Genomic DNA, 26,378 nt, shown 5'->3' on the forward strand with positions numbered 1-26,378 from the left:
AGTCCAAAACGCCTCCGTCCGCCCCACCGGATACAGCCAGGTGGGGCGGACGCGTGAAGGGGAAGACGTGGAGTGTGGCGGCCGTCAGTTCACGCGCGTGAGGCGCAGCAGCACCGTGTTTTCAGGGTTCAGGATCGGGGTGGTGATTCCGACGCTCGCCCACGTCCTACCGCTCAGCACCTGATCCGTGACTCCACGCGCTTTGAATTCGGCGTTGAGCCGCTCGTATTCGCGCGCGTTGCCCGGCGTTGGCGCGAGGAAGCCCGAAGCGCTGCTCATGACGGGCGAGGGGACGTAACCCGAGGGCTTCGCGCCCGGCACGAGAACCTCGAGCCTGTAGCGCGCATCGTCGTCGAGACCCGGGAAGTAGAGGCGGCCCGTCTGGTTGGCGTCGCTTCGTGAGAGAGCCGTGAAGGAAAAGAGTGCTCGGGAGGCATCGCACGCGACGACACCGTGGAACGCGACCGAGTCGTCCCCGAGATCCACGCGTACCCGATCACCCGTGAAAAGAAGATCGCGCTCGTTCTTATAGAGCTGCACCCACTCGCGAAGCTCCGCCATCTCCTCGTCGGTGGCAAGCCGCAGATCCCATTCGATGCCGAAATGCCCGAAAAGCGCGGTCGCGGCGCGGTAGCCGATCGAGTGGAGGCGGCCAGTCGTGTGGGAGGCGCCCGAGGCGACGTGCGAGCCCATGAGCTCCAGGGGGATCAGCTGGTTCGTCCAGCGGTTCATCATTTGGCGTTCGAGCGGATCGATGCAGTCCGATACCCACACGCGGTCCGTGCGCTCAAGAACGCCGAGGTCAACGCGTGCACCACCCGATGAGCACGATTCGATCTCGAGGCCCGGGAAGCGCTCCTTCAGCTCATCGAGGAAACGATAGGTGGCGAGGGTCTGCGCGTGAGTCGCGGGCTGGCCGGTCTCGCGAAAGCCCGCCTCAATGAGGTCGCGATTGTGATCCCACTTGATGTAGTCGATGTCGTTGGCCTCGAGGACCTGGACCATCTGATCGCGCACATGCGCGTACGCCTCGGGAATCGCGAGGTTGAGGACCTGCTGGTGACGCGACTGCTCGGGCAGCCGCTGCATCGTCGTGCCCATGATCCACTCGGGATGCTCGCGCGCCACGGCCGAGTCCTCGTTGACCATTTCCGGCTCGAACCACAGGCCAAACTGCATGCCGTGGCCCTTGACGTGCTCGATGAGCGGCGTGAGCCCGTTCGGCCACATGTCCGTGCTGACAACCCAGTCGCCGAGGCCCGCGTAGTCGTCACGGCGATCGCCAAACCAGCCATCGTCGAGCACGTAGCGCTCAACACCGAGCTCCGCGGCGCGATCCGCGAGATCCTTGAGGCGGTCGAGGTCATGATCGAAGTAGACGGCTTCCCACACGTTCAAGGTGACGGGGCGGTTCGTGTCCACGTGGTTCTCGCGCGAGCGCAGCCACGCGTGGAAGCGCTGCGCGACCTCGTCGAGGCCCACGCCGTGGCTCGCGTAGACGTCAGGCGACTCGTAGCTCTCGCCGTGCGCGAGCACGACCTCGCCGGCGAACAGCCCTTCGCCGCCCGCCAGGATTGTCTCTCCCGCACTCGTACGCTCCACGACGTGGCGGTGCTGGCCCGAAAAGCCCGTGTGCAGCGCCCATACCTCGCCGGACGAGTAGGTGAAGCCCCGCTCGCCCACGTGCATGAGGAACGCCGAATCGGCCCCGGTGCGCCCGCGGCGGTTCTCGCGAAGGTGCTGGCCCACGCGCACCGGCAAGCGCTGAGGTTCGCGCTCGCGGGTCCAGCGGCCAGCAAAATCAAGGATTTCGTTCGCTTCCGACGGCACCGGGAGCGCCATCGTGAACGACTGCAGCCGGTAGTTTCCCTCCCCGCGATTGGTGAGCGTGCCGCGCATGCGCACGAGCCCAGAGTTCAGTAGTTCGAGGGCGAGCACGACTTCGAGACCGAGGGCGGCATCCTCGAGTGTGAGAGAGAGGACGTCTTTTTCTCCGGAACCGTCGGGCGCGTTCTGCCGTAGCGTGTGCGCCACAAGGCCGAGTCGCGGAGCGAAGCCGGAGCCGTTGTCGCGCCCGCCAAGGAGGCCGGGCTCGCCGAGCCAACCGTCGGCATCCTGGGGGAGGAGGCCCGTGCGTGGGGGAATGTCGAGGGCGTTCTGGTTCGGGGCGACCGTTGCAGCATCAAGGATGAGGTCGAGCTCGTCGCGCGTGAGGTCGCCGAGGTCGGAGCCCCAATAGGCGACTGCGGGCATCCGGCCCTCGGTCAGGTCGAGGACGATGCCCACCCCCGCGCGGCTCAGATAGAGCGCGCGTTCGCTTTCGAGCGCGCGAGTGGCACAGGAGCGGAACGCGCGGAAAGAACGCGAAGCAGCGGTGGCGTGGGTGGTGCGGGCGAGTGGCATGAAGGAGATCCTTTGTGCTTGGGGCGTCCGTGACCCACTTATTTTCGCACCAAAATAAACCCGCGTCCACCTCCGCCGGCGGGGCGGAGAAGATGACGGGCAGGGGCAGCCTCGGCGATCCTGGTCCGGTGTCGGGGTCGAGGAAGCGCAGAGCGTGTGGAGATTGACCGCCGAGGCCAGGGAGTACACTCAGCCCATGGAATTCACGCAGGCGGCGAAGCTACAGAACGTCCTCTACGACATCCGCGGGCCGGTCCTCGACGAGGCCGCGCGCATGGAGAACGAGGGGCACCGCATTCTCAAGCTCAACATCGGCAACCCCGCGCCGTTCGGCTTCGAAACGCCCGACGAGATCCTCGTCGACTTCATCCGCCAGGCTCACGTCTCCCAGGGCTACACCGATTCCAAAGGCATCGTCGCGGCCCGTCGCGCCGTCGCCCAGCACTACCAGACCCGCGGCCTGCCAGGGCTCCACCTCGACGACATCTACCTCGGCAACGGCGTGAGCGAGCTGATCCAGCTCACTGCCCAAGCACTCGTCAACGACGGCGACGAGGTGCTCATCCCCATGCCCGACTACCCGCTGTGGACCGCGTGTGTCACCCTCGCGGGCGGGACCCCCGTGCACTACAGCCTCGATGAAGACAACGACTGGTTGCCCGACCTCACCGACATCGCCGACAAGGTCACGCCCCGCACCAAAGCCATCGTCGTCATCAACCCCAATAACCCCACCGGTGCGGTGTACACGAAAGAGAACCTCACAGGCATAGTCGACATCGCCCGCAAGCACGGGCTCATGATCCTCGCCGACGAGATCTACGACAAGATCCTCTACGACGACGCGACCCACACCTCGATCGCCTCGCTCGCCCCCGACCTCTTCACGATCACCTACAACGGCCTGTCCAAGGCCTACCGGGTCGCGGGTTTCCGTGCCGGCTGGATGGTGCTGTACGGGCCGAAAGAGCATGCCAAAGGCTTCATCGAAGGCCTCGACATGCTCTCGAACATGCGCCTATGCGCCAATGCTCCTGCGCAGCACGTGATCCCCACGGCGCTCGGCGGCTATCAAACGATCAATGACCTCGTGGCCCCAGGTGGTCGGCTGCGTGAGCAGCGCGATGTCGCCTACGAGGCCCTCGCACGGATCCCCGGCGTAAGCGTCAACAAGGCGAAGGGGGCGCTCTACATGTTCCCGAAGATCGACCTCGACATGTACAAGATCGAGGACGACGAAGAATTCGCACTCGGCCTGCTTCGCCAAAAGAAAATCCTCATCACAAAAGGCACGGGATTCAACATCCCCACACACGACCACTTCCGCGTCGTGACCCTGCCCGACGTGGACGTGCTCGAGAACGCGATCGACCGTATCGCCGACTACCTCGCGAGCATCCGCCGCTAGCAGCGTGTGGCGCGCCGGTTATTCGCCGCGCGCGATCCGGATCATCTGCTCGCGGTCGATCTCCTTGAGCGATGGGCGTGCGTTACCGTCGGAATCCTTCCGCTTCGCACCCGCCTGGATCTCGTGGTCGTGAAGGCGCAGCCACCCGTCCCAATCGACGTAGCGGATGCCGCGCTCATCGAGCAAGCGAACAATCGAGTCGGGGTCGCGATCCGGGCACGGCTCGAGCACGCCTTCCTCGATGTCTTCGATCATGTGGGTGACGGTCTCGATTGCGTCCGATTTCGTGGCACCGATCAGCCCAACGGGCCCACGCTTGATCCAGCCGTTCGCGTAGCACGCGGGCACAACAGCGCCCTCGGCGGTCGTGACACGGCCCTCGTCGTTGTGGATAACGCCGCGCACCGGGTCATAGGGAACCCCGGGCAACTCCGAGCCGAAATAGCCGACGGCGCGGTAGACCTGCTGGACGTCGTACTCGACAATCTCGCCGGTGCCCTCGAGCATGCCGTCGTCGGCGATCCGGGTGCGCTCGAATCGCATGCCCGTCACGCGGCCGTCCTCGCCGACCACTTCGACGGGCCGGTGCCAGAAATGGAGGTGGAGCCGACGCTTGACCTCGCCGCCATCGCGATCCGTGGGCTCAGCGCCGCTCGCCTCGAGCTCCTTCTGCGCTTCGAGCCAGCCCTCGAACGTGCTCACGACCTGATCGATGCGCTTATCGGCGCGGATGCGCTCCCATTCCTCGTCGCTGATCTGCGCGAAATCGCGCTCGTCGAGGATGACCTGCACGCCTTTCGGATGGGCGAGCTCGCGCGTTTCGAGCGGGGAGAACTTCACCTGGGCGGGGCCGCGGCGGCCAAATACATGCACGTCGGTGATCTGTGAGGCTTTGAGGCCTTCGTAGACGTTGTCGGCGATCTCGGTCGCAAGGAGCTCGTCGGCGCTTTTGGCGAGCATTCGCGAGACATCGAGCGCGACGTTGCCGTTACCGATCACGGCAACGGATTCGGCATCGAGTCGCCATTCGCGCGGGTAATCGGGGTTCGAGTCGTACCACGCGACGAAGTCGGCAGCGCCGAAGCTACCCTCGAGGTCGATCCCGGGGATGTCGAGTTGGGCGTCCTTGAGTGCTCCCGTGGCGAAAATGATCGCGTCGTAGCGTTCGCGCAGGTCCTCGAGGGTCAGATCCGTGCCGAATGCGACGTTGCCGAAGAAGCGCATGTCGCGACGGTCGAGGATGCGGTGAAGTGCTGTCGTGATGCCCTTGATGCGCGGATGGTCGGGGGCGACTCCGTAGCGAATGAGGCCGAACGGTGTGGGTAGCGCATCGAAAATATCGACCTCGATTGCGAGCCGGCCCTTCTTGACGTGCGGCGTCTTGTTGAACGTCTCCGCCGCGTACACGCCGGCCGGGCCGGAGCCAATCACGGCGATGCGGAACGGGATGTCGGTGAAGGTGCTGGTCACGGAGGTCCTTGAGCTCGGCGGGTATGCCCGGTGCGTGTGCACTTCGGGCTTTTCGATACTCGAGCCTAGCGTTAAAGCTCGTCTTGGGCGAGAAAGTGTGAGCAGCGTGCGGCCCGACGAGCGCTCAGGTGCCGTCGGGCCCTCCACGAAGGAAAACCGAGGGTGTAGAAAGGCGGCTCGGCGCCCCCGTCGCGGGGCGTGCCGGGCCGCCTTTCTAGACCCTCAAGAGTGGATGGTGTTTTTAGTATTCGGCCGGCTGCACAACCACAAAACCGGGGCCGTGGAAGGCCAGCTGGAAGGCTTCGCCCGAGCCGCGGCCAATGAGTGCACCGGCATTAAAATCGTTCTTGATCTGCGGCTGGAGGTTTGCCGACCAGCACACGACGGCCTGCGGATCCACATACGTGGGCTGCTGCGAGCAGTCGAGCAGGAGCGGCTCACCGTGCGAGGCGATCGCGACCATGCCGTGTCCCTGGAGGAACAGGTTCGTGAAGCCGCCCGCGACGAGGCCCGCGCCGAGGCCGCCGCCGATCATCTTGATGTCCCACTCGATGCTCGAGTCGAAAGCGAGCATCTTCGAGGTGTTGAGGGAGAGGGCTTCTCCTTCGAGCTGGATGAGGAAGATCTGCGAGCCGTTCTTGGCGAAGAAGATTTCGCCGTTGCCGGTGGTGCGCATCATGTTGGCGCCCTCGCCGGTGGCCAGCTTCTTGACGAGCTTCATGCCGCCGCCAGAACCCTGGTACTTGAACTTCATCTCGCCCTGGTAGGCGACCATGGCCCCGGAGGAGGAGACGATTTCGGGTGCGCCGGGATTGAGACGGCAGCGCAGCATTCGCTTGGACTGGAGAGCCCAGCGGTCGTTGGTCTGGACTTCCTGGTGTTCGGGTGAAAAGAGTTCAGATCTCATGGCTTCACCCTAGGGCGAGCTGACTCCTATTTTCCTGGAGATCATGAGAACAGAACAATTGTTATTGGAACCGCTTGAGCCGCAGCGAATTGCTCACCACGAAAACGCTGGAGAAGGCCATGGCCGCGGCCGCGATCACGGGGCCAAGGAGCCCGAGCATCGCGAGCGGAATGGCGATGACGTTGTAGATGAATGCCCAGAAGAGGTTCCAGCGGATCGTGCGCACGCTCGCCCGCGAAAGGCGGATCGCGGTGGGAATCTGCGCGATATCGCCGCCCGTGAGCACGATGTCGCCCGAGTTCATCGCGGCATCGGTGCCGGTGCCCATCGCGAAGCCAAGATCGGCTTCGGCGAGGGCCGCCGTGTCATTAATGCCATCGCCAACCATCGCGACGCTTGCCCCTTCGCCGCGAAGGGACTTCACGAGGTCGAGTTTTGCCGCGGGGGTAAGCGAGGCGTGAACCTTCTCGATGCCGACTTCGCGCGCAATGTGCTCGGCCGCGGCAGGGTTGTCGCCGGTCGCCATGACGGGCTCGATGCCGAGCGCGCGAATCTCCTCAACGACCTTCGTCGCTTCGGGCTTCACGGTGTCGCTCACGCGCACGAGCCCCGCAATCTCGCCGTTGACGCGCACGATGGAGGTCGTGTGACCCGCCTGCTCGGCTTCGCGGAGGGAAGCGGCGAGAGGGGCGGGCAGGCTGGGCACGGTGGGATTTTCGGTTCCGGCGCTTGCCTGGCCAGCGTCGGATGCCGCGGTAATCTCAACCTCCCACGGCCCCGTTATTCCCCCGAGCGACCCGCTCACGCGCGCCGTGAGGCCTCGGCCGACGTGAGCCCGCGCATCCTCGAGTGTGAGGGCATCGCTGCTGCCGCCGGCCGCTTCCACGATGGCCCGCGCGATGGGGTGTTCCGAACCGGATTCGGCGGCGCCCGCGAGCGCGCGGATGTTTGCTTCGCTCCAGCCTTCGGCGGGTGTCACGGAGTGCACACGCATCGCGCCGCTCGTGAGAGTGCCGGTCTTGTCGAGGACGATCGTTGCGATGTCGCGAGAGCTCTCGAGCGTGCTTGCCGAGCGAATGAGGATACCGAGTTCGGCGCCACGGCCCGTGCCCACCATGATGGCCGTGGGGGTTGCGAGGCCGAGCGCACACGGGCATGCGATGATCAGAACGGCGACGGCCGCGGTGAATGCCTGTTCCGTGGTGCCCCCGAGTGCGATCCACGCGACGAGCGTGAGGATCGCGAGCACGATGACGATGGGAACGAAGATGCTCGCGACCTTGTCGACGAGCTGCTGCACTGGGGCTTTGGAAGCTTGCGCGTCCTCGACCATTTTCGCGATGTGGGCAAGCTCGGTGTCGGCACCCACGCGCGTGGCGCGCACAAGGAGCCGGCCCGTAGTGTTGACGGTGGCGCCCGTGACCTCGGTTCCGGGGGTGACGTCCTCGGGGATGCTTTCGCCCGTGAGCATCGAGCGGTCGATGGCGGAGGAGCCCTCGAGGATCACGCCGTCTGTCGCGACCTTCTCCCCGGGCCTCACGACGAAAACATCGCCGACCCGCACCGCGCCGATGGGAACCTCAACTTCGGCGGTGCTGCCGTCGGACTGAAGCTCCACAATGGTGGCATTCTTCGCGCCGAGGTCAAGCAGCGAACGGATGGCTGCGCTCGACTGGTGGATGGCGCGGGCCTGCGCGTAGCGCCCCGCGAGCACGAGGGTCGTGATGACCGCTGCCGATTCGAAGTAGATTTCGTGCGCACCGTGTTGGTTCCGGCTGAAAGCGGCGCCGAGGCTCATGTCCATCGTCATGCCGATTTCGCCTGCGCCGCCGAAGAGAAGGGCCCAGATCGACCACAGGTACGCGGCAAACGTTCCCATCGTGACGAGGGTGTCCATCGTGAAGCCGCCGTGCTTGATGTTCACCCAGGTCGCACGGTGAAATGGCGCGCCGCAGTAGAACACGACCGGCGTCGCGAGAATGAGCATCGCCCACTGCCAGCCGGGGAACTGCAACGCCGGGATCATTGAGATGAGGAAAATTGGCGCCGAGAGGATTGCTGCGAGGACCGTGCGGATTAGCGTGTCGCGCTTGTCGCGCGCGGCGCGCTCCTCGGCGCTTGTGTCGGGGCCGTGGATCGATGTGCTTTCGGCTGCCGCCTCCCGCACGTGAGCCCCATAGCCGCCCTTTTCGACGGCTTCGACGAGCTGCGCATCGGTGATCGACGGGTCGCTCACCTGCACGCTCGCGCGTTCGAGTGCGAGGTTGACGACCGCGTCGACATCGCCCACGCGCCGCAGCTTCTTCTCCACGCGCGCGACGCAGCTCGCGCACGTCATGCCGGTGACATCGAGGGTAACGGTGCGCGGTGCGGTGTGGGTTTCAGTGCTGCTCATGGGGTCCTTCGGGGTGTGGTGCGGCCGGGTTCAGGATGGGGAGGAGTTATCCGACGATGGCGTAGCTTTCGCCGGCTTCCTCGATTGCGGGGGCGATGTCGGCCTTGGTGAGGGCGCGATCTGCCTGGATCGTGAGGGTCGATTCGCCGCCCTTGACGAGTTCGACTTCGGCGCTCTCAACGCCAGCGAGTTCGCCGACCTCTTCTTTAACGGCATTGACGCAGTGGCCGCACGTGAGGCCCGTGATCTTGAAGGTCGAGGTGGTCATGGTGTGCTCCTTGATGTTTGTGATGGTCCTGGTTCGTGTGGTCGCGGTGGGCGCCACAGCATCCAATATACCCCCTAGGGGTATTAGATTCAAGGGGGTGACAACTTCAGGGCTCCGCCTGAGGGGATCGGTAGCATGGGGCGCATGAGTACCCCCACGAATCCAGGCGGCAACTTCGGCGCGCGCACACCCCAGCGCCGCCCCAGTTTCTACGAATCGCACCTTCGTGAGATGCTCGTCGACTCGGGCTATGCCATTCATGAACGGATCGGCAGCGGGGGAATGGGAATCGTCTACCGCGCAACCGACGCGGCCGGGCTCGACGTCGCCCTCAAGGTGCTTCGACCCGAAATCGCCGGCGACGAGCGCGCCCGTGCCCGACTCAGCCGAGAGATGCGCGCGCTTCAACGCGTCAATCACCCGAACGTTTCCCGCGTGCTCGATGCCGAATTCGACCTCGACGTCGCTTTCCTCGTCACCGAGTACATCTCGGGCCCCACCTTCCAGAAAGTCATTGACGACTGGGGGCACCTTCCGCTGCGATGCGTACGCGAAATCGGTTTGCCGCTCGGCAAGGCCCTTCTTGACGTTCACGAGAAGGGGATCGTGCACCGCGACCTCAAACCAAGCAACATCATGCTTCGTACCGGTAATGGCTCTCACTTCGACTTCGACATCGACCCAGTCGATCCGGTCATTATCGACTTCGGCATCGCCCAAGCCGCCGAAGAGTCCCGCATGACCTCAACGGGGCTCATGATGGGCACGATCTCCTACCTTGCCCCTGAGGTGATCAGCAACAACATCGTCGACGCCGCTGCCGACTGGTGGGCCTGGGCCGCGATGCTCGCCCACGCCGCGACCGGGTTCCCGCCCTTCGGCAAGGGGCGACTCGGCACGGTCTACAACCTTGCCAGGATGTCTGGCCCCGACCTCGAAGGGCTGCCGGAGCCGTGCATCGAATGGTTCAAGGGTGCATTTGCCCCTGAGCCTGGCGATCGCACGCCGCCGGAGAAGCTCATCGAGGCTCTCGAGCACGATGTGGATGCATGGGTGTATGGGAACTACGACCCAACCTCCTCGTCCCCGTCTTCCCCTTCCACCCCCGGCGAGCTCCCGACTTCTCGGATTGAGACAGGTGAACGCAGCACACTCGATGGCCCTATCGGCGCCGGAACGGCGGGCTCGGGCGCCGCGGCACCATCGGGTGCAGCAGCTCGCGCAGCTGAGGCGACGGCGCCCCTACCTCCGTACAGCCCCCCGAGGTCAGGAGGGGGAGAGGAGGAGAGCACCGGTGTAATCCACGACGCCACCGATGAATGGGACGACACGGATGAATGGGATGTCTCCAACGAGGAACCCACCCAAGTCATGCCCGTTCTCGACGAAACTCCCACGGCCCGATTCGCCCCCATCTCGACTCCTGCCGCGCCGCCCGTCGCGCCGCACGCGGGTGCGGTGCCGACGTGGCAACCGTCGGCACCGGTGCCGCAGACGCCCATGCCAGCCCCTGGTCCGCAGGGCCCTTTCCCCGCAGCGCAGTACCCTCCGACCCCCGGCGCGCAGCCATACGCGATGCCGCTGCAGCCCCTGCCCTACCACTTGCGTGAGCCCAAGCGCCGAACAACGCTCGTGCTGCTCGGTATGGCGCTCTTCACCGCCTTCGGTGCACTCGTGCCGCTCGCCGCGCTTATCCTGCTCGTGCTGATGACAGCCCTTGCAAGAACGTGGCAGCGTTCATGGATCGCGCAGGAAAAAGGCCAGGACAGAGGGAAAGGCTCGGGTGGGATCACCGCTTCGATAACGCTCTTGGCAGTACCGCGATTCCTCGGTGCCCTTCTCGAGGCGCTCCTTCAAGCGCTCATCCCCGTGATCGTCACGGCCGGCGTTCTGCTCGCGACCGACGCCCTACTGGTGTGGCTCGCGCGCTTCGAGGTGCACTACGCCGTGTACGCGGGAGTGCTCGTGGGCGTCACGACCCTGTCGCTGTGGTGGGGTATCGGCTCACGCACGACGCGCTACGGCAGCCACCGCCTTTTGCACGCAGCCGCACCGAGCGGGCTGTGGACCGCGATCTTCGCCGCCCTTCTCCTCGTGCTCATCGCAGCCGTGTGCTTCACGATTGCCTCGCGCGGCGGACACATCGACTACTTCCCGTACGTGGGTGAATTCCGCCTCGAAGACATCTCACCCTGGAGGAAATGAGGCATCCACGCGCGTATCCTCTAAGCTGGCACGCGGCGATTTGCCGTTTACCGCATTCGACCCCTCCGGAGGATTAATGGCCGAGAAGCCGTCAGCGCAGGACGTGCGCGAAGCGCAGCGTATCGAGCTTCGCAAGCAGCGCGAAAAAGAGCTGAGCCGTCAAAAGCGTGTCCGCATGGCGATCATCGCTGCCATCGTTGTCGTGGCACTCGTACTCGTCGCCGGCATCGGCCTCCTGATCTACAAGGCGAACGCGCCTGAGCCTGAACTGCCGCTCAAGCAGCCCACCTCGATCAGCAAAGAGGAGCCCGTGCTGTCCTTCAAAGCGGACGACACGAAACCCGTCGTCGACGTCGTGTTCGACTACATGTGCCCGTTCTGTGGCAACTTCGAACAGATCAACAGCGCCGACCTCCACGAGATGATCGAGAGCGGCGATGCGACCGTGAACTTCCACGTGCGCACCTTCCTCTCCAAGAAGATGTCCACAACGGAGTACTCCGCCCGCGCCGGCGGAGCCGCCGTGTGCACCTTCGAAGACTCGCCTGAGGTGTTCCTGAAGTTCCACGAACTCCTCTTCGCCAACCAACCGGCCGAGGGCGGCCCCGGACTGAGCGATAGAGAGCTCGTCACGTACGCCAAACAGGCCGGAGCGAAGGACAGCACCCTCTCGTGCATCAAGGACCAGAAATTCCGCCGCTACGCGACAGACGTGCTCGAACCCGCCGGCGCGAAACTCTCGCCGGCAACCCCGGCCGTGTTCATCAACGGCAAGGAGTGGGGGGCCGACGGTGCCTGGCAGCAGCCCGGTGCTCTGAAGGAAGCCGTGGCCTCCTCGGGCACGCCTGGTGCGAGCGACGCCGGTGGTGCGAGCGATGCCGGCGGCGCAAGCGATTCCGGTAACTAAATTCGCGGCGCACGCTACACTAGTGCGAGCGCCGCAATGCTGAAGTAGCTCAGTTGGTAGAGCAGCTGTCTTGTAAACAGCAGGTCGTGGGTTCGAGCCCCATCTTCAGCTCCAAGGAAATCCCAGGTCGGGGCGACTTCGAGTCGTCAGGCCTGGGATTTTTTCGTGTGCTCTGGCCATAACGACTGTGAGTGCTGCCAGGACATACTCGGGAGCGCGCGAAGCCCCCGAAGGTCCCCGCGTCTAAGAATTTAGAGGCGTAGTGTGGGTCACAACTAAGTAGTGGTTCTCAACACACAGCGAAGGACTCCCATGACCGCCGCACCGCAAACCGTGCGCACACTTGCCACCCCATTCACCGTCAACACCGTCGAGATCCCCAACCGCCTTGTCATGACCCCCATGGGCAGCGACCTCGCAAATCCCGACGGCACGGTTGGCCCGCGCCTTCTCAAGTACTGGCTCGAACGCGCCGAAGGAGGCTGCGGCCTCCTCATCAGCGAGATCACGCGCATCAACGACGAGCACGGCCCCGGAACTCCCAACCAGCTCTCCGTCACGCGCGACGAACTGGTCCCGCAGCTCGCCGAAGCCATCGAGGCCGTTCACGCGCGAGGCTCAAAGATTTTCCTCCAGCTCCAGCACCTTGGCAACCAGGGCCTTCCCCAGCTCAATAAGGGGCAGGTCACCGTCGGATCCTCCGCCGTGCGATCCGAGCTCACCAAGGCCCCCGTGCGCGCCCTTGAAAACGAGGAAGTGAAGAGCCTCGTGCAGGACTTCATCAACGGCGCGCGCCGCGCGAAGGAAGCCGGTGCGGACGGCGTGGAGATCCACGGCGCTCACGGTTACCTTATCGACGAGTTCCTCTCGCCTCGCACCAATAAGCGCGAGGACGAGTACGGCGGTTCGTTCGAGAATCGCTGCCGCTTCCTCGTGGAGATTCTCGATGGCGTGCGCGAGGTTGTGGGCCCCGACTTCCCGATCTCGGTGCGACTTTCGATTTCACAGTGCTACGACTTGATCGGCATGCCCGGTGTAGGTAACGAGGTTGCTGACGGCGTGCGGATCGCTAAGGTGTGCGAGGAGCACGGTGCCGACCTCATCTCGGTGTCGTCGGGCACCTATGAAACGGGCATCACCGTCATCGAGCCCGTCAATACTCCGCGCAACTGGCGCGACCCGATGATTCGCGCCGTTCGCGACGCCGTGAGCATCCCTGTCATGGGCGTCTCGATCATCCGCGAACCCGAGCAGGCCGAGAAGATGCTCAACGACGGCCTCGTGGACCTCATCGCGATGGGCCGCTCGTGGCTTGCCGACCCGCAGTGGGGCATCAAGGCCATCGAAGGTCGTGACGCGGACATCACCCGCTGCATCGGCTGCATGTACTGCTTCGAGGCGCTCTTCTCTGGCGGCCATGTCGAATGCGCCGTCAACCCGCGCTGTGGGTTCGAATCGGAGTTCCCGATCGAACCAGAGCGCAATGCCGAAGGCCGCACGGCTCTCGTGATCGGTGGCGGCCCTGCGGGCTGTGAAGCTGCCGAAACACTCGCGAAGCGCGGCGCGAAAGTCACCCTCGTCGAGGCGATGGACACCCTCGGCGGTCAGGTCGTGCCCGGCACCAACCCGCCCGGCAAGGACCCGATGGGCTGGCTCGTCGAGAACTACACCCACCGTCTCGAGAAGGCCGGCGTTGACGTGCGGCTGTCGACTCGTTTCGGGGTCGAGGACGTGCGTGCGTTCGGTGCTGACGCCGTGATCGTCGCGACCGGCGCAGCCCCAATCGTGCCGAACATTCCCGGCATCGATGGCGACAATGTTGTGGATGCGATCGACGTTCTGGGAGGTACTCGCGAGGTCGCGGGCCGCGCGATTGTCGTGGGGTCCGGCATGACCGGCCTCGAAACTGCTGAGCTAATTGCGGCAAACGGTGGCGAGGTCGCCGTGTACGAGATGGCGCCGGAGCTCGGGGCTGGGGCGTTCCACATGAACCTCATCTCGGTCACCTCGAAGCTCAAGAAGGCCGGCGTCCCCATGAACACGGGGCACCGTCTCGTGGAGGTGACCGGCTCGGGCGCGGTGTTCGAGGCCGACGGTTCCCAGCTCACCGTCGATGCCGAGACCGTGGTGCTCGCGATCGGTATGCGCAGCGAGAATGCGCTCGCCTCCGAGCTCGAGGCTGCGGGAACCGAGTTCCGTACCGCGGGTGACGTGTCGAAGGTGGCGAAGGTCGCTCAGGCGGTGGCTACGGGGTACCGCGTGGGCCTCGAAGCCTGATTCGCTGCTGCCCGGGACCTATTTCATGGGGCCCGGGCGATTCGCTCAACGATGGGGGCGCTGCTGAGGCGGCGCCCCCCCTGTTTGCTGCACCTAGTAGGACGTGCGGAGCCGCCCTTTTTGCGTGATGACTTACGTGGGAACACGGGAGAAGGGAAGGCGGCAGGAGGATAAGCAGGGCAAGGGGAGAAATAGGGTCGGGGGGACTGGGCTCAGCCGCGGCTTGCCTTGAGCGCCGCCCTCACCGCCGCGCGTACGAAGTCGTTGAAGCCCGCCGAATCGATGAAGCCCTGGATCTCGAGGTGAGTCCATCCGTGGGCGCTCGCCCACACGGCGCGCAGGAGCGTTGTGGCATCGGAGGGGGAGGTGTCGACGGTGGTGCCGTACTTTGTGCGGCCTTCCGACATTGCCTGCGCGAGGTGCTTCGCGATGCTTTCGAACTCGTCGATATCGGTGCCGAGTGCGCGGAACGCCGTCAGCAGATGGTTGTCTCGACGCGAGAGACCGAACCCGATGGGGTCCGGGGTGGCGTCGGAATCCTTGGCGGCTGCTGCGCTCGCCGCTCCCGGTGCTCCATTGGCCTGCGCTGCCCGGTCAGGGACCTGGTCGGCCTGGTTGAAGATCACGTCAAACAGTTCGGGGTTGCTGACTGCCCAGTCGTGGAGGGCGGTTGCGAGCCCAACCAGGTACTCTTCCGGATCCTGTTCGCGCTTAACCTCGGTGAGGTGCTTCGCGAGATCGCTGGCGGAGCTGACAACGACAGAGTTGAGGAGCTGCTTCTTTCCGCCGAAGAGTGAGTAGATGGCGGTAGTCGAGGTGTTGCAGGCCGCGGAGATGTCGCGGAGGGAGACCGCTGCGGGGCCGCCTTTGGCGAGCGCCTTTGACGCTTCTGCGATGAGCTCGAGGCGCAGCTTTTCGTCGTGATGGCGGGGGGTGTTCATTCCCGTGGACTCCAATCAGGTGTGCCATGTGGCAGGTCCGGTATGTAACGGCTTCGTAACTATAGGCCTTGATTCTACGAATGCAAGTGGGACGTTTTGGGCCTTTACGCGCGTTCAGTTCGGCCACTATAGGCCTTAGACCTGGGATTTTGCCAAAACTTTAATGGTTGTGCAGTTTCAATGGTTTTAGTGTCGCAGCTTGGGTGGGGGAGATCACGTGTGTACGGCGATGAAGCAACAATGGACCCATCAAGGCGTGTTCCAGTCGACGGCCTCCGCGCCGCTTTCGGCGAGGAGTGCGTTCGCGCGCGAGAACGGTTTTGACCCAAAAAACCCTCGGCGCGCCGACAGTGGCGACGGATGCGCCGACTCGATAGTGCTTACGCCACCCTCGACGAGCATAGGGGCGAGCGAGCGCGCGTCTCTCCCCCAAAGGATCGCGACGAGTGGTCCGCCACGCTCGATGAGGGCCTCGATAGCGCGCATCGTGATCTGCTCCCATCCCTTCCCGCGATGCGACGCGGGCGCCCCGGGGGCTACCGTGAGCGCCCTGTTGAGGAGCATGACGCCCTGGTCTTGCCACGCTGAGAGGTCGCCGTGCGCACTCGGCGGGATTCCTAGATCGCTCTCGCGTTCGAGGTAGATGTTGTGGAGCGAGCGGGGCAGTGGGCGCACGTCGCGCTCGACCGCGAAGCTCAGGCCGATCGGGTGGCCCGGTGTCGGGTAGGGGTCCTGGCCGACGATCAGGACGCGCACGTCCGCAAGCGGGGTTTCGAACGCGCGAAAAATGCGCTCGCCCGACGGGAGGTAGCGTCGGCCAGCGGCGAGCTCAGCGCGCAGGAAGGCGCCCATCTGGCGGATGTTCGGTTCGACGCCCGCGAGGGCTTCGGCCCAGTCGGCGGCCATAATGTCGGTCAGGGGAGGCAGCGCGGTCTCGTTCATGCCCCCCAGGGTACGGGGCGTGCCTAGACTTGAATCCATGACCGATGAGCCACTGGCCGATGAACCGCAGCTGAGCGAAACCGATCGCGTGATCCTCGATCTCGAGGCACGCGTGTACCGCAGCGCCGGTGCGAAGGAGCGCGACATCCTGCGGCTTACGGGTCTGACGCCGTCGGGGTATCACGCGCGGCTCGTGCGGCTCATGCGGGAACCCGCGGCGGTGCGGTATGCGCCAAGTGTGGTCCGACGGTTGCGTGAGCGCACGCGTTCCTAGACGTGCGCGTCGCGCCGTCGTTGTCGCCGTGGGGGGCAGCACTATGGGGGCTTGTTGCCTCGGCGCGCCGCGTGCCCAATCGCCATTTAGGCCCGCGCCAACCGATAGCATGACCTCGTGGCAGATCAGAGCACATACCCGTACGAACCGGACCAGTTTGACCGCGAGGCCGATCAGGTGGGCGCCCACGGCGCGCACCGTGCTGAGGAGCCGTTTTTCAAGCGGAATCTTTCGACGATCATCGTGATCGTCGCGGCGCTGCTTGCGCTCGCACTCGTTCTGTGGGCCGTGTCGGGTCTGGGCAAGGGGAGCGAGGGTGCTCCCGCTCCAGCGGAGTCATCGACGTCGGCCCCGGCGGATTCCGGTGATGGAAAGCCTGCCGCGAGCGACAATGGTGGCGAGGGTGATAACGGTGGCGAGGGCGCTACCGAAGAGCCTTCCGAGGAAGCAGCCCCTGAAGTCAATCGCGAAGCTCCGGTTCTCGTGCTCAATGGCAAGCGGAAGCAGGGCATGGCTGGCCGTTGGCAGAAGGCTCTCGAAGAGCAGGGCTGGACCAAGGTCGATACCGATACGGGCAAACGCGCCAAGAACGCCGGCGTCTACTACAAGAACGACGAGGACAAGGCGACCGCCGAGGCCCTCGCGAAGTACGTCGGTGTCGAGGCTGAAAAGTCCGATAAGTACAGGGCGAACATCACGGTCGTCATCGTTGAGGAGCCGGGTGATCTCGCCGAGATCGACGGTGCGGAGCAGGGCGGCGACGGCGAGTAAAGACTGCCGCAGGGCGTCGATAACTTCCGCGACGCGCGCCTCGAGGGGCGCGGCGGGGGTGTGCCGTCACGCTCCCAGAGAAATTCTCAGCGAGCGTTAGCACTCTTCGCCTCAGAGTGCTTATGATGGGTTAGCACTCGCTTGGCGTGAGTGACAACGGATCTCCGGCAACCGTCGGACCCACCACACACGCCGCCGCGAGCTTTCCAGTGAGGTGAGAGCCCCACCGACCCAGACGTGAAGGGGAGGGCAAGGCTCGTCCGTCGCGGGCACCTGGCTGGAGCACACTCACACACTTTGGGAGTTACCACTCATGGCAAAGCTCATCGCATTTGACGAAGAAGCACGCCGCGGCCTCGAGCGGGGCATGAACCAGCTCGCTGACGCCGTGAAGGTGACCCTTGGGCCGAAGGGGCGCAACGTCGTCCTCGAAAAGTCCTGGGGCGCACCGACCATCACGAACGATGGCGTGTCGATCGCTAAGGAAATCGAACTCGAGGATCCGTACGAAAAGATCGGTGCGGAACTCGTCAAGGAAGTCGCGAAGAAGACGGACGACGTTGCCGGTGATGGCACGACGACCGCTACGGTTCTCGCGCAGGCCCTCGTGAAGGAAGGCCTTCGCAACGTTGCCGCGGGCGCAAACCCGATCGCTCTCAAGCGCGGCATCGACAAGGCCGTTGCCGCCGTGAGCGAGAAGCTCATTGCGCAGGCCGTCGAGATTGAGTCGAAGGAGCAGATCGCGAACACCGCCGCGATCTCGGCCGCTGACCCGGCAATCGGCGAGCTTATCGCCGAGGCTCTCGACAAGGTCGGCAAGGAAGGCGTTATCACGGTCGAGGAGTCGAACACGACCGGCCTCGAGCTCGAGCTCACCGAAGGCATGCGTTTCGACAAGGGCTTCATTTCGCCGTACTTCGTGACCGATCCGGAGCGCCAGGAAGCCGTTCTTGAAGACCCGTACATCCTGCTCACCTCGTCGAAGGTGTCGCAGCTCAAGGACCTCCTGCCGCTTCTCGACAAGGTCATCCAGGCAAACAAGCCGCTCGTGATCATCGCCGAGGACGTCGACGGTGAGGCGCTTCCCGCGCTCGTCGTCAACAAGCTCCGCGGCGTGTTCAAGTCGGTTGCTGTGAAGGCTCCCGGCTTCGGCGATCGCCGCAAGGCCATGCTCCAGGACATGGCGATCCTCACCGGTGGCACCGTGATCTCGGAAGAGGTTGGCCTGTCGCTCGAGACCGCCGACCTCAACGTCCTCGGCCGTGCCCGCAAGGTGGTTGTCACGAAGGATGAGACGACCATCGTCGAGGGCGCGGGCGACGGCGACCAGATCGCCGGCCGCGTGAAGCAGATCCGCGCCGAGATCGAGGTTTCGGATTCGGATTACGACCGCGAGAAGCTCCAGGAGCGCCTCGCGAAGCTCGCCGGTGGCGTGGCCGTCATCAAGGCGGGTGCCGCAACCGAGGTCGAGCTCAACGAGCGCAAGCACCGCATCGAAGATGCCGTGCGCAACGCGAAGGCTGCCGTTGAGGAGGGCATCGTCGCCGGCGGTGGCGTTGCCCTGATCCAGGCGGGCAAGGACGCGTTCGCGTCGCTTTCGCTCGAGGGCGATGAGGCGACCGGCGCATCGATCGTGCAGGTCGCGATCGAAGCGCCGCTCAAGCAGATCGCTTCGAACGCCGGTCTTGAGGGTGGCGTCGTCGCATCGAAGGTCAAGCAGCTTCCGGTTGGCGAGGGCCTGAACGCCGCAACGGGCGAGTACCAGAACCTCATTGAGGCTGGCGTGCTCGACCCGGTGAAGGTGACGCGCTCCGCTCTTCAGAACGCTGGGTCGATCGCGGGCCTGTTCCTCACCACCGAGGCTGTCGTTGCTGACAAGCCGGAGCCGGTGAAGGCTCCTGCCGGCGGCGAGATGGATGCCATGGGAGGCATGGGCGGCATGATGTGATCGCCCGCTAATGAGAAGGAACCCTCGCACTTTCGAGTGCGAGGGTTCCTTTATGTCGTGGTGGGGGCGCTAGTCTTCCTGCTCCTCTTCGCCGGGGACGCGCACGAAGAAGTGCGAGGAAACGGCGAGCAGTTCGCGCATGAGCTCATACTGGCCGCCGTGCATGTCCCAGATCTCGTCTTCGCCGGCAGCTTCGGGACGCTCGTAGATCGATTCGGTTGTGGTGACATCAGCGAGCCAGCCGTTGTCGTAGTACTCCATGAGGGGCTTCATGGCCTCGTTGTACGCCTTGATGGCTTCGAGTCCTTCGACGGCCTTCTCGTATGCTTCGCGGGACTTCACGAGGTTTTCTTGAGCCACGGTCAGGCGTTCGAGGGCTGCTTTTTGTTCGGCGGTGTGCTCTTCGGGAGCGGCGTTATTGTTCATGGCCTTAGTGTGGCACGAGCTCCTTGACGTAGCACTGGGAAACACCATCGTCTTTGTAGGGGGCGAAGAGCTGGGGGAGGCGTTGCCATCCCGTTTTCGTGTAGAGGCTGATCGCGTCCTGCTGGAGGCTGCCGGTGTGGAGGTAGAGCGCGGTTGCGCCGCAGGTCGAGGCTTCCTCTTCGATGTGCTCCATGAGCTGGGTAGCGATGCCTTGGCCTCGGTATTTCTTTCCGACGATGAGTCGTTTTACTTCGAAGCGGTCGGCAAGAGCACGAAGCATAACCGTGCCAACGGCACTGTCGCCTTTGAGTGCGAGGAGCGTGGTGAGAATGGTGGTTGGGTCGAGGGTTTCGTCGCTGCGGCCCTGGTATTCGGGGTGGGCGGCGTAGTAGGCGCGGTAGCGAGGCTCGAGTTCGGCGTCTTTTTCGGCGTGCAGGGCACTGACCCGGGGGTCGCTGTGACTCACGCGAATGATGCGCACTTCTTCGCTCATGTCTCGATGTTAACGGGGTGTGGCGTTAACGGGGTGTGGCCCCCACTCCCGAAGAAGTGGGGGCCACACCGTGTGTTCAACTATTGAACGGTGCGTGAGGCATTAGCTCACTGCTCGCTCTTGCGGCGGCGGGTCACGAGGGCCGCGCCACCTGCGATCAGCGAGGCAGCAGCAGCGAGGAGACCGCCGGTCTCAGCACCGGTGCGCGGGAGGGCGTGCTTGCCACCCTTAGCCGGAACCTTCTTGATCGGCTTGGTCATGCCGTTGTCACCAGGCTGGCCGGGCTTGCCGGGCTCACCGGGCTTGCCGGGTTCGCCAGGCTCGCCGGGTTCACCGGGTTCGCCAGGCTTGCCGGGTTCACCGGGTTCACCGGGTTCGCCAGGCTTGCCGGGTTCACCAGGCTCGCCGGGCTTGCCGGGTTCACCGGGTTCACCGGGCTTGCCGGGCTCATCAACCGGGGTGTCGGTGACATTGATCGTCGCGACTACAACTTCGGTCGAGCCGTCGGGGTAGGTCACGAGAACTTCGTAGACGTTCTCGACAGCTGCGTAGGTCGCCTCAACGGTGATCTCACCGGTGTTTTCGTCGATCTTGACGCCGTTAATCTCACCGTCCTTGAGAGCGAACGTGGTGCCCTCGGGCATGTCGCGCTCTTCGCCGGTCTCCTCATCGGTGAACTTCGGAGCTGCGATAGTGCCAACCTTGCCGCGCTCAACCTCGGCAGGTGCATACACCGGCTGGTAGAGCTTAGCTTGTGGGGTTTCGACAACGTTGACCGTTGCAACAACGACCTCGGTCGTGCCGTCGGGGTAGGTCACGAGAACTTCGTAGACGTTCTTGGCGGGGGCGGCGTAGGTGGCGTGGACGGTGATGGCGCCGGTTTCGGCGTCGATCTCCACACCTTCGATGTCGCCGTCCTTGAGAGCGAACGTGGTGCCTTCGGGCATGTCGCGCTCTTCGCCGGTCTCCTCGTCGGTGAAGGCAGGAGCGGCAACGTAAGTGGTTTCGCCCTGCTCAACGGTGACCTCGGTGTAGGCCGGCTGGTAGGTCTTTGCCTGCGGGGTCTCGGTGACGTTGACGGTTGCGGCGACTGTGTCGGTGGAGCCGTCGGGGTAGGTCACGAGGACTTCGTAGACGTTCTTGGCGGGGGCGGCGTAGGTGGCGTGGACGGTGATGGCGCCGGTTTCGGCGTCGATCTCCACACCTCCGATGTCGCCGGCCTGGAGGGCGAACGTGGTGCCTTCAGGCATGTCGCGCTCTTCGCCGGTCTCCTCGTCGGTGAAGGCAGGAGCGGCAACGTAAGCGGTCTCGCCCTCGGTGACGGTCACCTCTGCGTACACAGGCTGACACATGTCCTTCGCTTTGAGACCAGCAGCGATCTCGTCGGCGATCCTCTGCGCTTCCTCAGCCGCGGCCTGGAGCTTGGCGGCTTCTGCAGCGGCGGCTTCGGCGGCGGCTTTAGCCTCGTCGGCTACGGCCTGGGCCTGGTCGGCTGCGGCTTTTGCCTCGTCGGCCTCGTTCTGTGCCTGCTTAGCGGCGGCGGCGTCTTCGTCGGCCTGGGTCTGCAGCTTATCGGCTTCGGCCTGTGCGTTCTCGGCGTCGGTCTTTGCCTGGTCAGCCTTGTTACGTGCCTCGGTGGCATCGTTCTGTGCTTGCTCTGCGTCTTTGGCGTCGGTGTCGGCCAGCGCCTGCGCCTTATCGGCTTTCTTCTGTGCCTCCGCAAGCGCGGCGTTAGCCGCTGCCTCATCAGGGGTTCCCACCGCGAGGGCGGCGTCGCTCTTCGCTTGCTCGAGGGCTTGGGCTGCTTCGGTGGCGCGCTCTTGGGACTGCTGATCAAGGTTGGCGGCGTCGTCGGCTGCGGCCTGCTTAGTCTCAGCGGCGGTCTGAAGCTTGTCAGCTTCTGCGGCCGCTGCTTTGGCAGCGTCGGCTGCCTCGGCTGCGGTGGCCTGTGCCTGGTCGGCTTCGGCTTGTGCCTGGTCGGCGGCGTCCTGGAGCTTCTTGGCGTCGGCTGCGGCGGCGTCGGCTGCGGCAGCAGCTTCGTCTGCGGTGGCCTGTGCCTGATCAGCAGCGGCCTTCGCCCGGTCAGCGGCAGCCTGAGCCTCTTCCGCGGTGGGCTGGCCCGTGGTCATGCCACCTTCGGTAGCGCATGCGTTCGTAGCGGCGAGGGCGGAAGTGCCAACAACGCCGGAGGTGCCTAGGACGGCGCCGACGGCGAGGGCTGCGGCACCGCGGCGCCACATGGGGGTAACTGAGGAATCCGCGCGGTGGCTGTTCCGCTTGCGGAAAGCATCGAAGACCATGAGTTCTCCAACTTTCGTCGTTTGAGGAGCAAACAGATTCGCCACACAACACCGTTGCGGACGTCCAAAAATGACGCTAACCGGTTTTAAATCGTTTGTGAAGTGCGCAATTTCTCGGGAAATGAGGGGTGCTCCTGGGGGTGAGTATGCTGGTGCGGCAGGTTCACGTGACACCGTGATGGTCGGAGGGGTGTTCGGGATGTGACGATAGCTGTCTCCACCAGAAGCGGCGCTATAGCAAATGTTACGACAATGTTACGGGTTAGTGGGTGGTGGTGTGGGGCTTGGTCGTGACGCTGTCATGCAAAGGTGCAGATCGCAGCGTCGCAGAACGCCTATCATTACTGTAATGAAAGGTCGGCAAGAATGTGGTGCGGGCTATTGGGGGCAGGAATGGAAAAGTCGAAAACTCATAAAAGAAAGACGTATATTTGCTTAATGTTAACCATTCTAAAAGTTACTTTAGGGCACTACCCGGCTAGTGGGCGCGCCACGCCATCACCGCCGGTCGACGTTGGTAACAAAATCGTTATCTGAGAAAGGGTGACGGGAGGGACGTAAGTCCGCCCCTTAGCCAAGCCACGCCTGCGCAAGCAGGCGCTGGCTCTCATACCGCGCTGCGGGGTCGTGGAAGTAGTTCGACACGATGAACTCATCGGCGTGGGTCTCCTCCGCGAGACGCGAAAGCTCCGCTTCAACCTTCGCGGGAGAGCCCACCGCGCGCACCGCGAGTGCTCCGTTCACGCGCTCGAGCACGGGTGCCGGCAGCAGAGCCGAAATCTCGGCGGGCGGCTGAATGAGCTGACGCTTGCCTGTCCCAAGCGCCGCAAAGGCCTGTTGGAGAGTCGAGAACTGTCGCTCGGCTTCCTGGTCCGTTGCCGCAACGTAAACGTTGACGCCTACCATCACGTGGGGCTCATCGATTTGCGCGGTAGGTGCTTCGGCATTGAACTCGCGGCGATACAGCGCGATTGCTTCTTTGTACTGGAACGGCGCGAAGTGGCTCGCGACCGCAAACGGCAATCCGAGCCGTGCCGCGAGGCCAGCGCCGGCAAGCGAACTGCCCAGCACCCACATCGGTACATTCGTCCCCTGCGCCACGTAAGCTCCGATCCGGTAGCGCGAGAGTGTGTCATCGCTCGCCCACGCCTGCATATCAGCAACGGCCCGCGCAAAATCCTCCGGTTCGGCGCTCGTGCGGCCAAGGAGTTGCGCCGTGAGCGGATCGGTACCTGGAGCGCGGCCAAGGCCCAGATCGATTCGATCTCCGTGGAATTGGGTAAGGGTGCCGAATTGCTCGATGACCTGAAGAGGCGCGTGGTTGGGCAGCATAATGCCGCCGGAGCCCACCCGAATCCGCGACGTGCGGGACGCCGCGCGGTCAATGAGGAGAGACGTCGCGTTCGAGGCGAGATTCAGGGTGTTGTGGTGCTCGGCAAACCAATACCGCTTATACCCCTGCTCGTCGGCGAGCTCGACTGCCTTCATCGACGCTTCGATCGCTTCCGCGAAGGACTGCCCCTCGCTCACGCCTACAAGGTCAAGAATTGCCAGGTCGGGACGCTTAGACATAAGAAACCTCCACATACGTGCGCACGATGGATGCGCGGAACCGTCGGACTCTCACCAAACGTCCCGCACATGCGTCTCTATTCCGTGCGCGCCCTGCCGCTGGTGTCTGTGAAAAAATATGTCCATGACGATTACCGCAGCAGCAGATGGCTCCGCACTCGGCAATCCGGGCCCCACCGGCTGGGCCTGGTACGTGAGCGAAGACTGTTGGAGCGCCGGCGGAAGTGCCCACGGCACGAACAATATTGGCGAGCTCACCGCCGTGCGTGAGCTGCTCAGCCAGAGCCGCGAGGCCGGCCTCGCGGGCGAAGACCTCGTGATCCTGTGTGACTCGCAGTACGTCATCAACTCCGTCACGACATGGATGCCCGGGTGGAAGAAGAAGGGCTGGAAGAAAAAAGACGGTAAGCCCGTGCTGAACGTCGAGCTGATGCAGGCGATCGACCAAGAGATGCAGGGGCGCAGCGTCCGCTTTGAATGGGTCAAGGGCCATGCGGGCAACGAGATGAACGAGGCCGCCGACGAGCGCGCCCGTGCCGCCGCGACCGCCTACCAAAAGGGCACGGCGCCGAACGAGGGGCCTGGCTTCACGGGCGCCACCAGCAGGGCAGGTGCGGGTCAGGGGGCTGCCCGGCCCGGCGCAGGGGAGGAGATTCCGACGCCTGCCAGCCTCGAGCGTTCCCTGTGGCTCGACAGTGCCTCACCGCTTGCGAGCCTCGGCGAGGATCCCCATCTCATCGATACACGCGCGCGCGCAATGAACGCCGAGGAGTGGGCGAAGGGCGTCGAGGCGCTGCGTGGCCGAGGCGTGAGCGTGAGCGGCGATGTCACCGCGCGCGAAATAGGCCCCCACCTCCACCTCGTTGACACCGTGCTCGAGGCCGCAGGTAGGAAGTTCCGTATCGTGACGGTGCGGGGCGGTAACGAGTTGCGCATCCTCCATCAGCAGTGGAGCGCACTCAGCTGAGCGTGGCTCCCGGCAGCTCCACGCGGAACGTCGCCCCGCCACCATCGGTCTGATGAATCGAGATCGTGCCGTTGTGATGCTGCATGATCGTCGCCGCGATCGAGAGGCCAAGGCCCGCGCCGCCGCCCTGCGTCTGCTGGCGCTGGCGCGACTCGTCGGTGCGGAAGAACCGCTCAAAAACCCTTTCGCGAATATCGGCGGGGATGCCCTCTCCGTGATCGCGCACCTCGATAATGGCCTTCCCCTGGCGGTCCGTGCCGAGCGCCACCTCGACCGGTGACCCCTTCGGCGTGTGCCTGTTCGCGTTACCCACGAGGTTCACGATGACCTGTCGAAGCGCGGCCTCGTCGCCGAGCACACCGAGCGGCGGCACATCCTCGGGCGCGAGCACAGCCCCCGCGAGATCCACGATCGCAACCTCGCGCGTGGGATCAAGTGCCCGCAAGTCCTGCACGACATCCTTCACGATTCCCGACGCGTCGAGCGGCACAAGGTCGAAGGAGCGCTGCTCGTCGAGCCGCGCGAGCCTCAAGAGCGATTCGACGAGGGAACCCATGCGTTTGGCTTCGTCCTCGATGCGCCGCATCGCTTGTGCGACATCCTCTTCGTTCGGCATCGCCCCCATGCGATACAGCTCGCCGTTGCCGCGAATCGCGGCGAGTGGCGTGCGAAGTTCGTGTGAGGCATCCGCGACGAAACGGCGCATGCGCGACTGGCTCGCGAGCGCCTCAGCTTGCGATTCAGCCTGCGCTTGAAAACCCTTCTCTAGGCGGATCAGCATCTCGTTGAGGGCGACGCTCAGTGAATGCACCTCTTGCGAGGAGTAACTCACGGGAATGCGGGTGCCGAGCGTGCCCGCCGCGACATTCTTCGCGGCCTTCTCGACATCGCGCAACGGCTCGAGCGCATAGTGGAGCACGTACCCGCCGAGCCCCACTCCAACGAGCACGACCATCGTGCCCACGAGCACGATGATGAGCGCCATCTCGTTCATCGTCTTGTCGACGCTGCGTAGCGGAAGCGCCACGAAAACCGAGGGGCCATCCGGATCATTCGACGCGATCGCGCGCACTCGCCACGAATCGCGGTCGCCCGCGACGAGGGTGAAGGGCTTGCCCTGCAAGGAAATGACTTCCTCGCGAGTGAGCGAAGGAAACTCGAGAGACAGGTCGCCGTCGGAATCCTGCACCACTCGCTGCAGAACCTCACCGGACTGATCCTGCCACTCGACCACGTAGTCCACGGGCGTGTACTGCGCATTCGGCGAGCCCATCGTGATGAGCGAAATGTTGCGCCGAGGATTCGCGATGACGCTAGGGCTCACCGCCGCCGCGAGGTCAGCATCCACCCCTTCGATAAGCGTGCGCTTGAGCAGAAACAGCGAAAGCGCGCCCGTCACGATCGTTCCCGAAACGAGAACGAGCGCGATGAGCGCGACAATTCGAGTCCACAGAGAGACTGGGCGTTGGGCCCGGGAGGCGCGGGCCTTCGGGGTTTGAGCCAA

The 26,378-nt window shown here is 64.4% G+C and carries 20 protein-coding genes and 1 tRNA gene; 9 read left to right on the forward strand and 12 right to left on the reverse strand.

Annotated elements, in window-relative coordinates; translation table 11 throughout:
• Positions 1-84: 84 nt before the first annotated feature.
• Positions 85-2,403: an alpha-galactosidase gene (locus tag FXY94_RS04375; RefSeq protein ID WP_016663810.1), complete on the reverse strand. Its 2,319-nt coding sequence runs from the start codon at positions 2,401-2,403 to the stop codon at positions 85-87.
• 196 nt (positions 2,404-2,599) lie between these two features.
• On the opposite strand from FXY94_RS04375, the gene FXY94_RS04380 reads away from it, so the two are divergent.
• On the forward strand, positions 2,600-3,811 hold the full coding sequence (locus tag FXY94_RS04380; RefSeq protein WP_040386450.1) for a pyridoxal phosphate-dependent aminotransferase: 1,212 nt from the start codon (positions 2,600-2,602) through the stop codon (positions 3,809-3,811).
• 18 nt (positions 3,812-3,829) lie between these two features.
• On the opposite strand, the gene FXY94_RS04385 is transcribed toward FXY94_RS04380, so the two are convergent.
• From FXY94_RS04385 to FXY94_RS04400, 4 genes are all read right to left on the reverse strand, one after another.
• Entirely contained in the window at positions 3,830-5,281 is a 1,452-nt protein-coding gene (locus FXY94_RS04385) for an FAD-dependent oxidoreductase (RefSeq protein WP_016663812.1), read from the reverse strand.
• Positions 5,282-5,522: 241 nt separating this feature from the next.
• Entirely contained in the window at positions 5,523-6,188 is a 666-nt protein-coding gene (locus FXY94_RS04390) for an AIM24 family protein (RefSeq protein WP_016663813.1), read from the reverse strand.
• 61 nt (positions 6,189-6,249) lie between these two features.
• Positions 6,250-8,583: a heavy metal translocating P-type ATPase gene (locus FXY94_RS04395; RefSeq protein WP_016663814.1), complete on the reverse strand. Its 2,334-nt coding sequence runs from the start codon at positions 8,581-8,583 to the stop codon at positions 6,250-6,252.
• A gap of 46 nt (positions 8,584-8,629) precedes the next feature.
• On the reverse strand, positions 8,630-8,851 hold the full coding sequence (locus FXY94_RS04400) for a heavy-metal-associated domain-containing protein (RefSeq protein ID WP_016663815.1): 222 nt from the start codon (positions 8,849-8,851) through the stop codon (positions 8,630-8,632).
• Positions 8,852-8,995: 144 nt separating this feature from the next.
• Here FXY94_RS04400 and FXY94_RS04405 point away from each other — a divergent pair, with 144 nt between their 5' ends.
• The 4 genes from FXY94_RS04405 (at position 8,996) to FXY94_RS04420 (ending at position 14,240) form a co-directional block, all read left to right on the forward strand.
• On the forward strand, positions 8,996-11,056 hold the full coding sequence (locus FXY94_RS04405; protein WP_172620169.1) for a protein kinase domain-containing protein: 2,061 nt from the start codon (positions 8,996-8,998) through the stop codon (positions 11,054-11,056).
• A 76-nt stretch (positions 11,057-11,132) separates the two neighbouring features.
• A complete protein-coding gene (locus FXY94_RS04410) occupies positions 11,133-11,963 on the forward strand; it encodes a DsbA family protein (protein ID WP_016663817.1) in 831 nt (276 codons plus the stop codon).
• A gap of 38 nt (positions 11,964-12,001) precedes the next feature.
• Positions 12,002-12,077 (forward strand) — tRNA-Thr (locus tag FXY94_RS04415).
• Positions 12,078-12,275: 198 nt separating this feature from the next.
• Positions 12,276-14,240, forward strand: coding sequence for an NAD(P)/FAD-dependent oxidoreductase (locus tag FXY94_RS04420; protein WP_016663818.1), 1,965 nt, complete (start codon positions 12,276-12,278; stop codon positions 14,238-14,240).
• A gap of 212 nt (positions 14,241-14,452) precedes the next feature.
• On the opposite strand, the gene FXY94_RS04425 is transcribed toward FXY94_RS04420, so the two are convergent.
• Together FXY94_RS04425 and FXY94_RS04430 are read right to left on the reverse strand one after the other, a co-directional pair.
• On the reverse strand, positions 14,453-15,181 hold the full coding sequence (locus tag FXY94_RS04425) for a TetR/AcrR family transcriptional regulator (RefSeq protein ID WP_016663819.1): 729 nt from the start codon (positions 15,179-15,181) through the stop codon (positions 14,453-14,455).
• 249 nt (positions 15,182-15,430) lie between these two features.
• The gene (locus FXY94_RS04430; RefSeq protein WP_016663820.1) at positions 15,431-16,123 is read right to left on the reverse strand and encodes a uracil-DNA glycosylase; all 693 of its coding nucleotides are present in this window, start codon (positions 16,121-16,123) and stop codon (positions 15,431-15,433) included.
• Between the two features lie 37 nt (positions 16,124-16,160).
• On the opposite strand from FXY94_RS04430, the gene FXY94_RS04435 reads away from it, so the two are divergent.
• The 3 genes from FXY94_RS04435 to groL all read left to right on the forward strand — a co-directional run bounded on the left by FXY94_RS04435 (position 16,161) and on the right by groL (position 19,116).
• Positions 16,161-16,397, forward strand: coding sequence for a DUF3263 domain-containing protein (locus FXY94_RS04435; RefSeq protein ID WP_016663821.1), 237 nt, complete (start codon positions 16,161-16,163; stop codon positions 16,395-16,397).
• A 117-nt stretch (positions 16,398-16,514) separates the two neighbouring features.
• The gene (locus tag FXY94_RS04440) at positions 16,515-17,168 is read left to right on the forward strand and encodes a LytR C-terminal domain-containing protein (RefSeq protein ID WP_016663822.1); all 654 of its coding nucleotides are present in this window, start codon (positions 16,515-16,517) and stop codon (positions 17,166-17,168) included.
• A 313-nt stretch (positions 17,169-17,481) separates the two neighbouring features.
• A complete protein-coding gene (gene groL / locus FXY94_RS04445; protein WP_016663823.1) occupies positions 17,482-19,116 on the forward strand; it encodes a chaperonin GroEL in 1,635 nt (544 codons plus the stop codon).
• A gap of 69 nt (positions 19,117-19,185) precedes the next feature.
• Here groL and FXY94_RS04450 read toward each other — a convergent pair whose 3' ends face one another.
• The 4 genes from FXY94_RS04450 to FXY94_RS04465 form a co-directional block, all read right to left on the reverse strand.
• Positions 19,186-19,542, reverse strand: coding sequence for a hypothetical protein (locus tag FXY94_RS04450; RefSeq protein ID WP_016663824.1), 357 nt, complete (start codon positions 19,540-19,542; stop codon positions 19,186-19,188).
• A gap of 4 nt (positions 19,543-19,546) precedes the next feature.
• On the reverse strand, positions 19,547-20,035 hold the full coding sequence (locus tag FXY94_RS04455; RefSeq protein WP_051120620.1) for a GNAT family N-acetyltransferase: 489 nt from the start codon (positions 20,033-20,035) through the stop codon (positions 19,547-19,549).
• A 107-nt stretch (positions 20,036-20,142) separates the two neighbouring features.
• Positions 20,143-22,380 carry a Rib/alpha-like domain-containing protein gene (locus FXY94_RS04460; protein ID WP_144245964.1) on the reverse strand — a complete coding sequence of 746 codons (2,238 nt, stop codon included), beginning with the start codon at positions 22,378-22,380 and terminating at the stop codon, positions 20,143-20,145.
• A gap of 525 nt (positions 22,381-22,905) precedes the next feature.
• Entirely contained in the window at positions 22,906-23,907 is a 1,002-nt protein-coding gene (locus FXY94_RS04465; RefSeq protein WP_016663827.1) for an LLM class flavin-dependent oxidoreductase, read from the reverse strand.
• 124 nt (positions 23,908-24,031) lie between these two features.
• On the opposite strand from FXY94_RS04465, the gene FXY94_RS04470 reads away from it, so the two are divergent.
• A complete protein-coding gene (locus FXY94_RS04470) occupies positions 24,032-24,874 on the forward strand; it encodes an RNase H family protein (protein ID WP_016663828.1) in 843 nt (280 codons plus the stop codon).
• Here FXY94_RS04470 and FXY94_RS04475 read toward each other — a convergent pair.
• Complete coding sequence (locus FXY94_RS04475) at positions 24,867-26,378, reverse strand: HAMP domain-containing sensor histidine kinase (protein ID WP_101686645.1); 1,512 nt, start codon at positions 26,376-26,378, stop codon at positions 24,867-24,869. The two genes, FXY94_RS04470 and FXY94_RS04475, sit on opposite strands and share 8 nt — an antisense overlap.

The organism is Dermabacter jinjuensis (assembly GCF_902381725.1).
Classification (GTDB): domain Bacteria; phylum Actinomycetota; class Actinomycetes; order Actinomycetales; family Dermabacteraceae; genus Dermabacter; species Dermabacter hominis.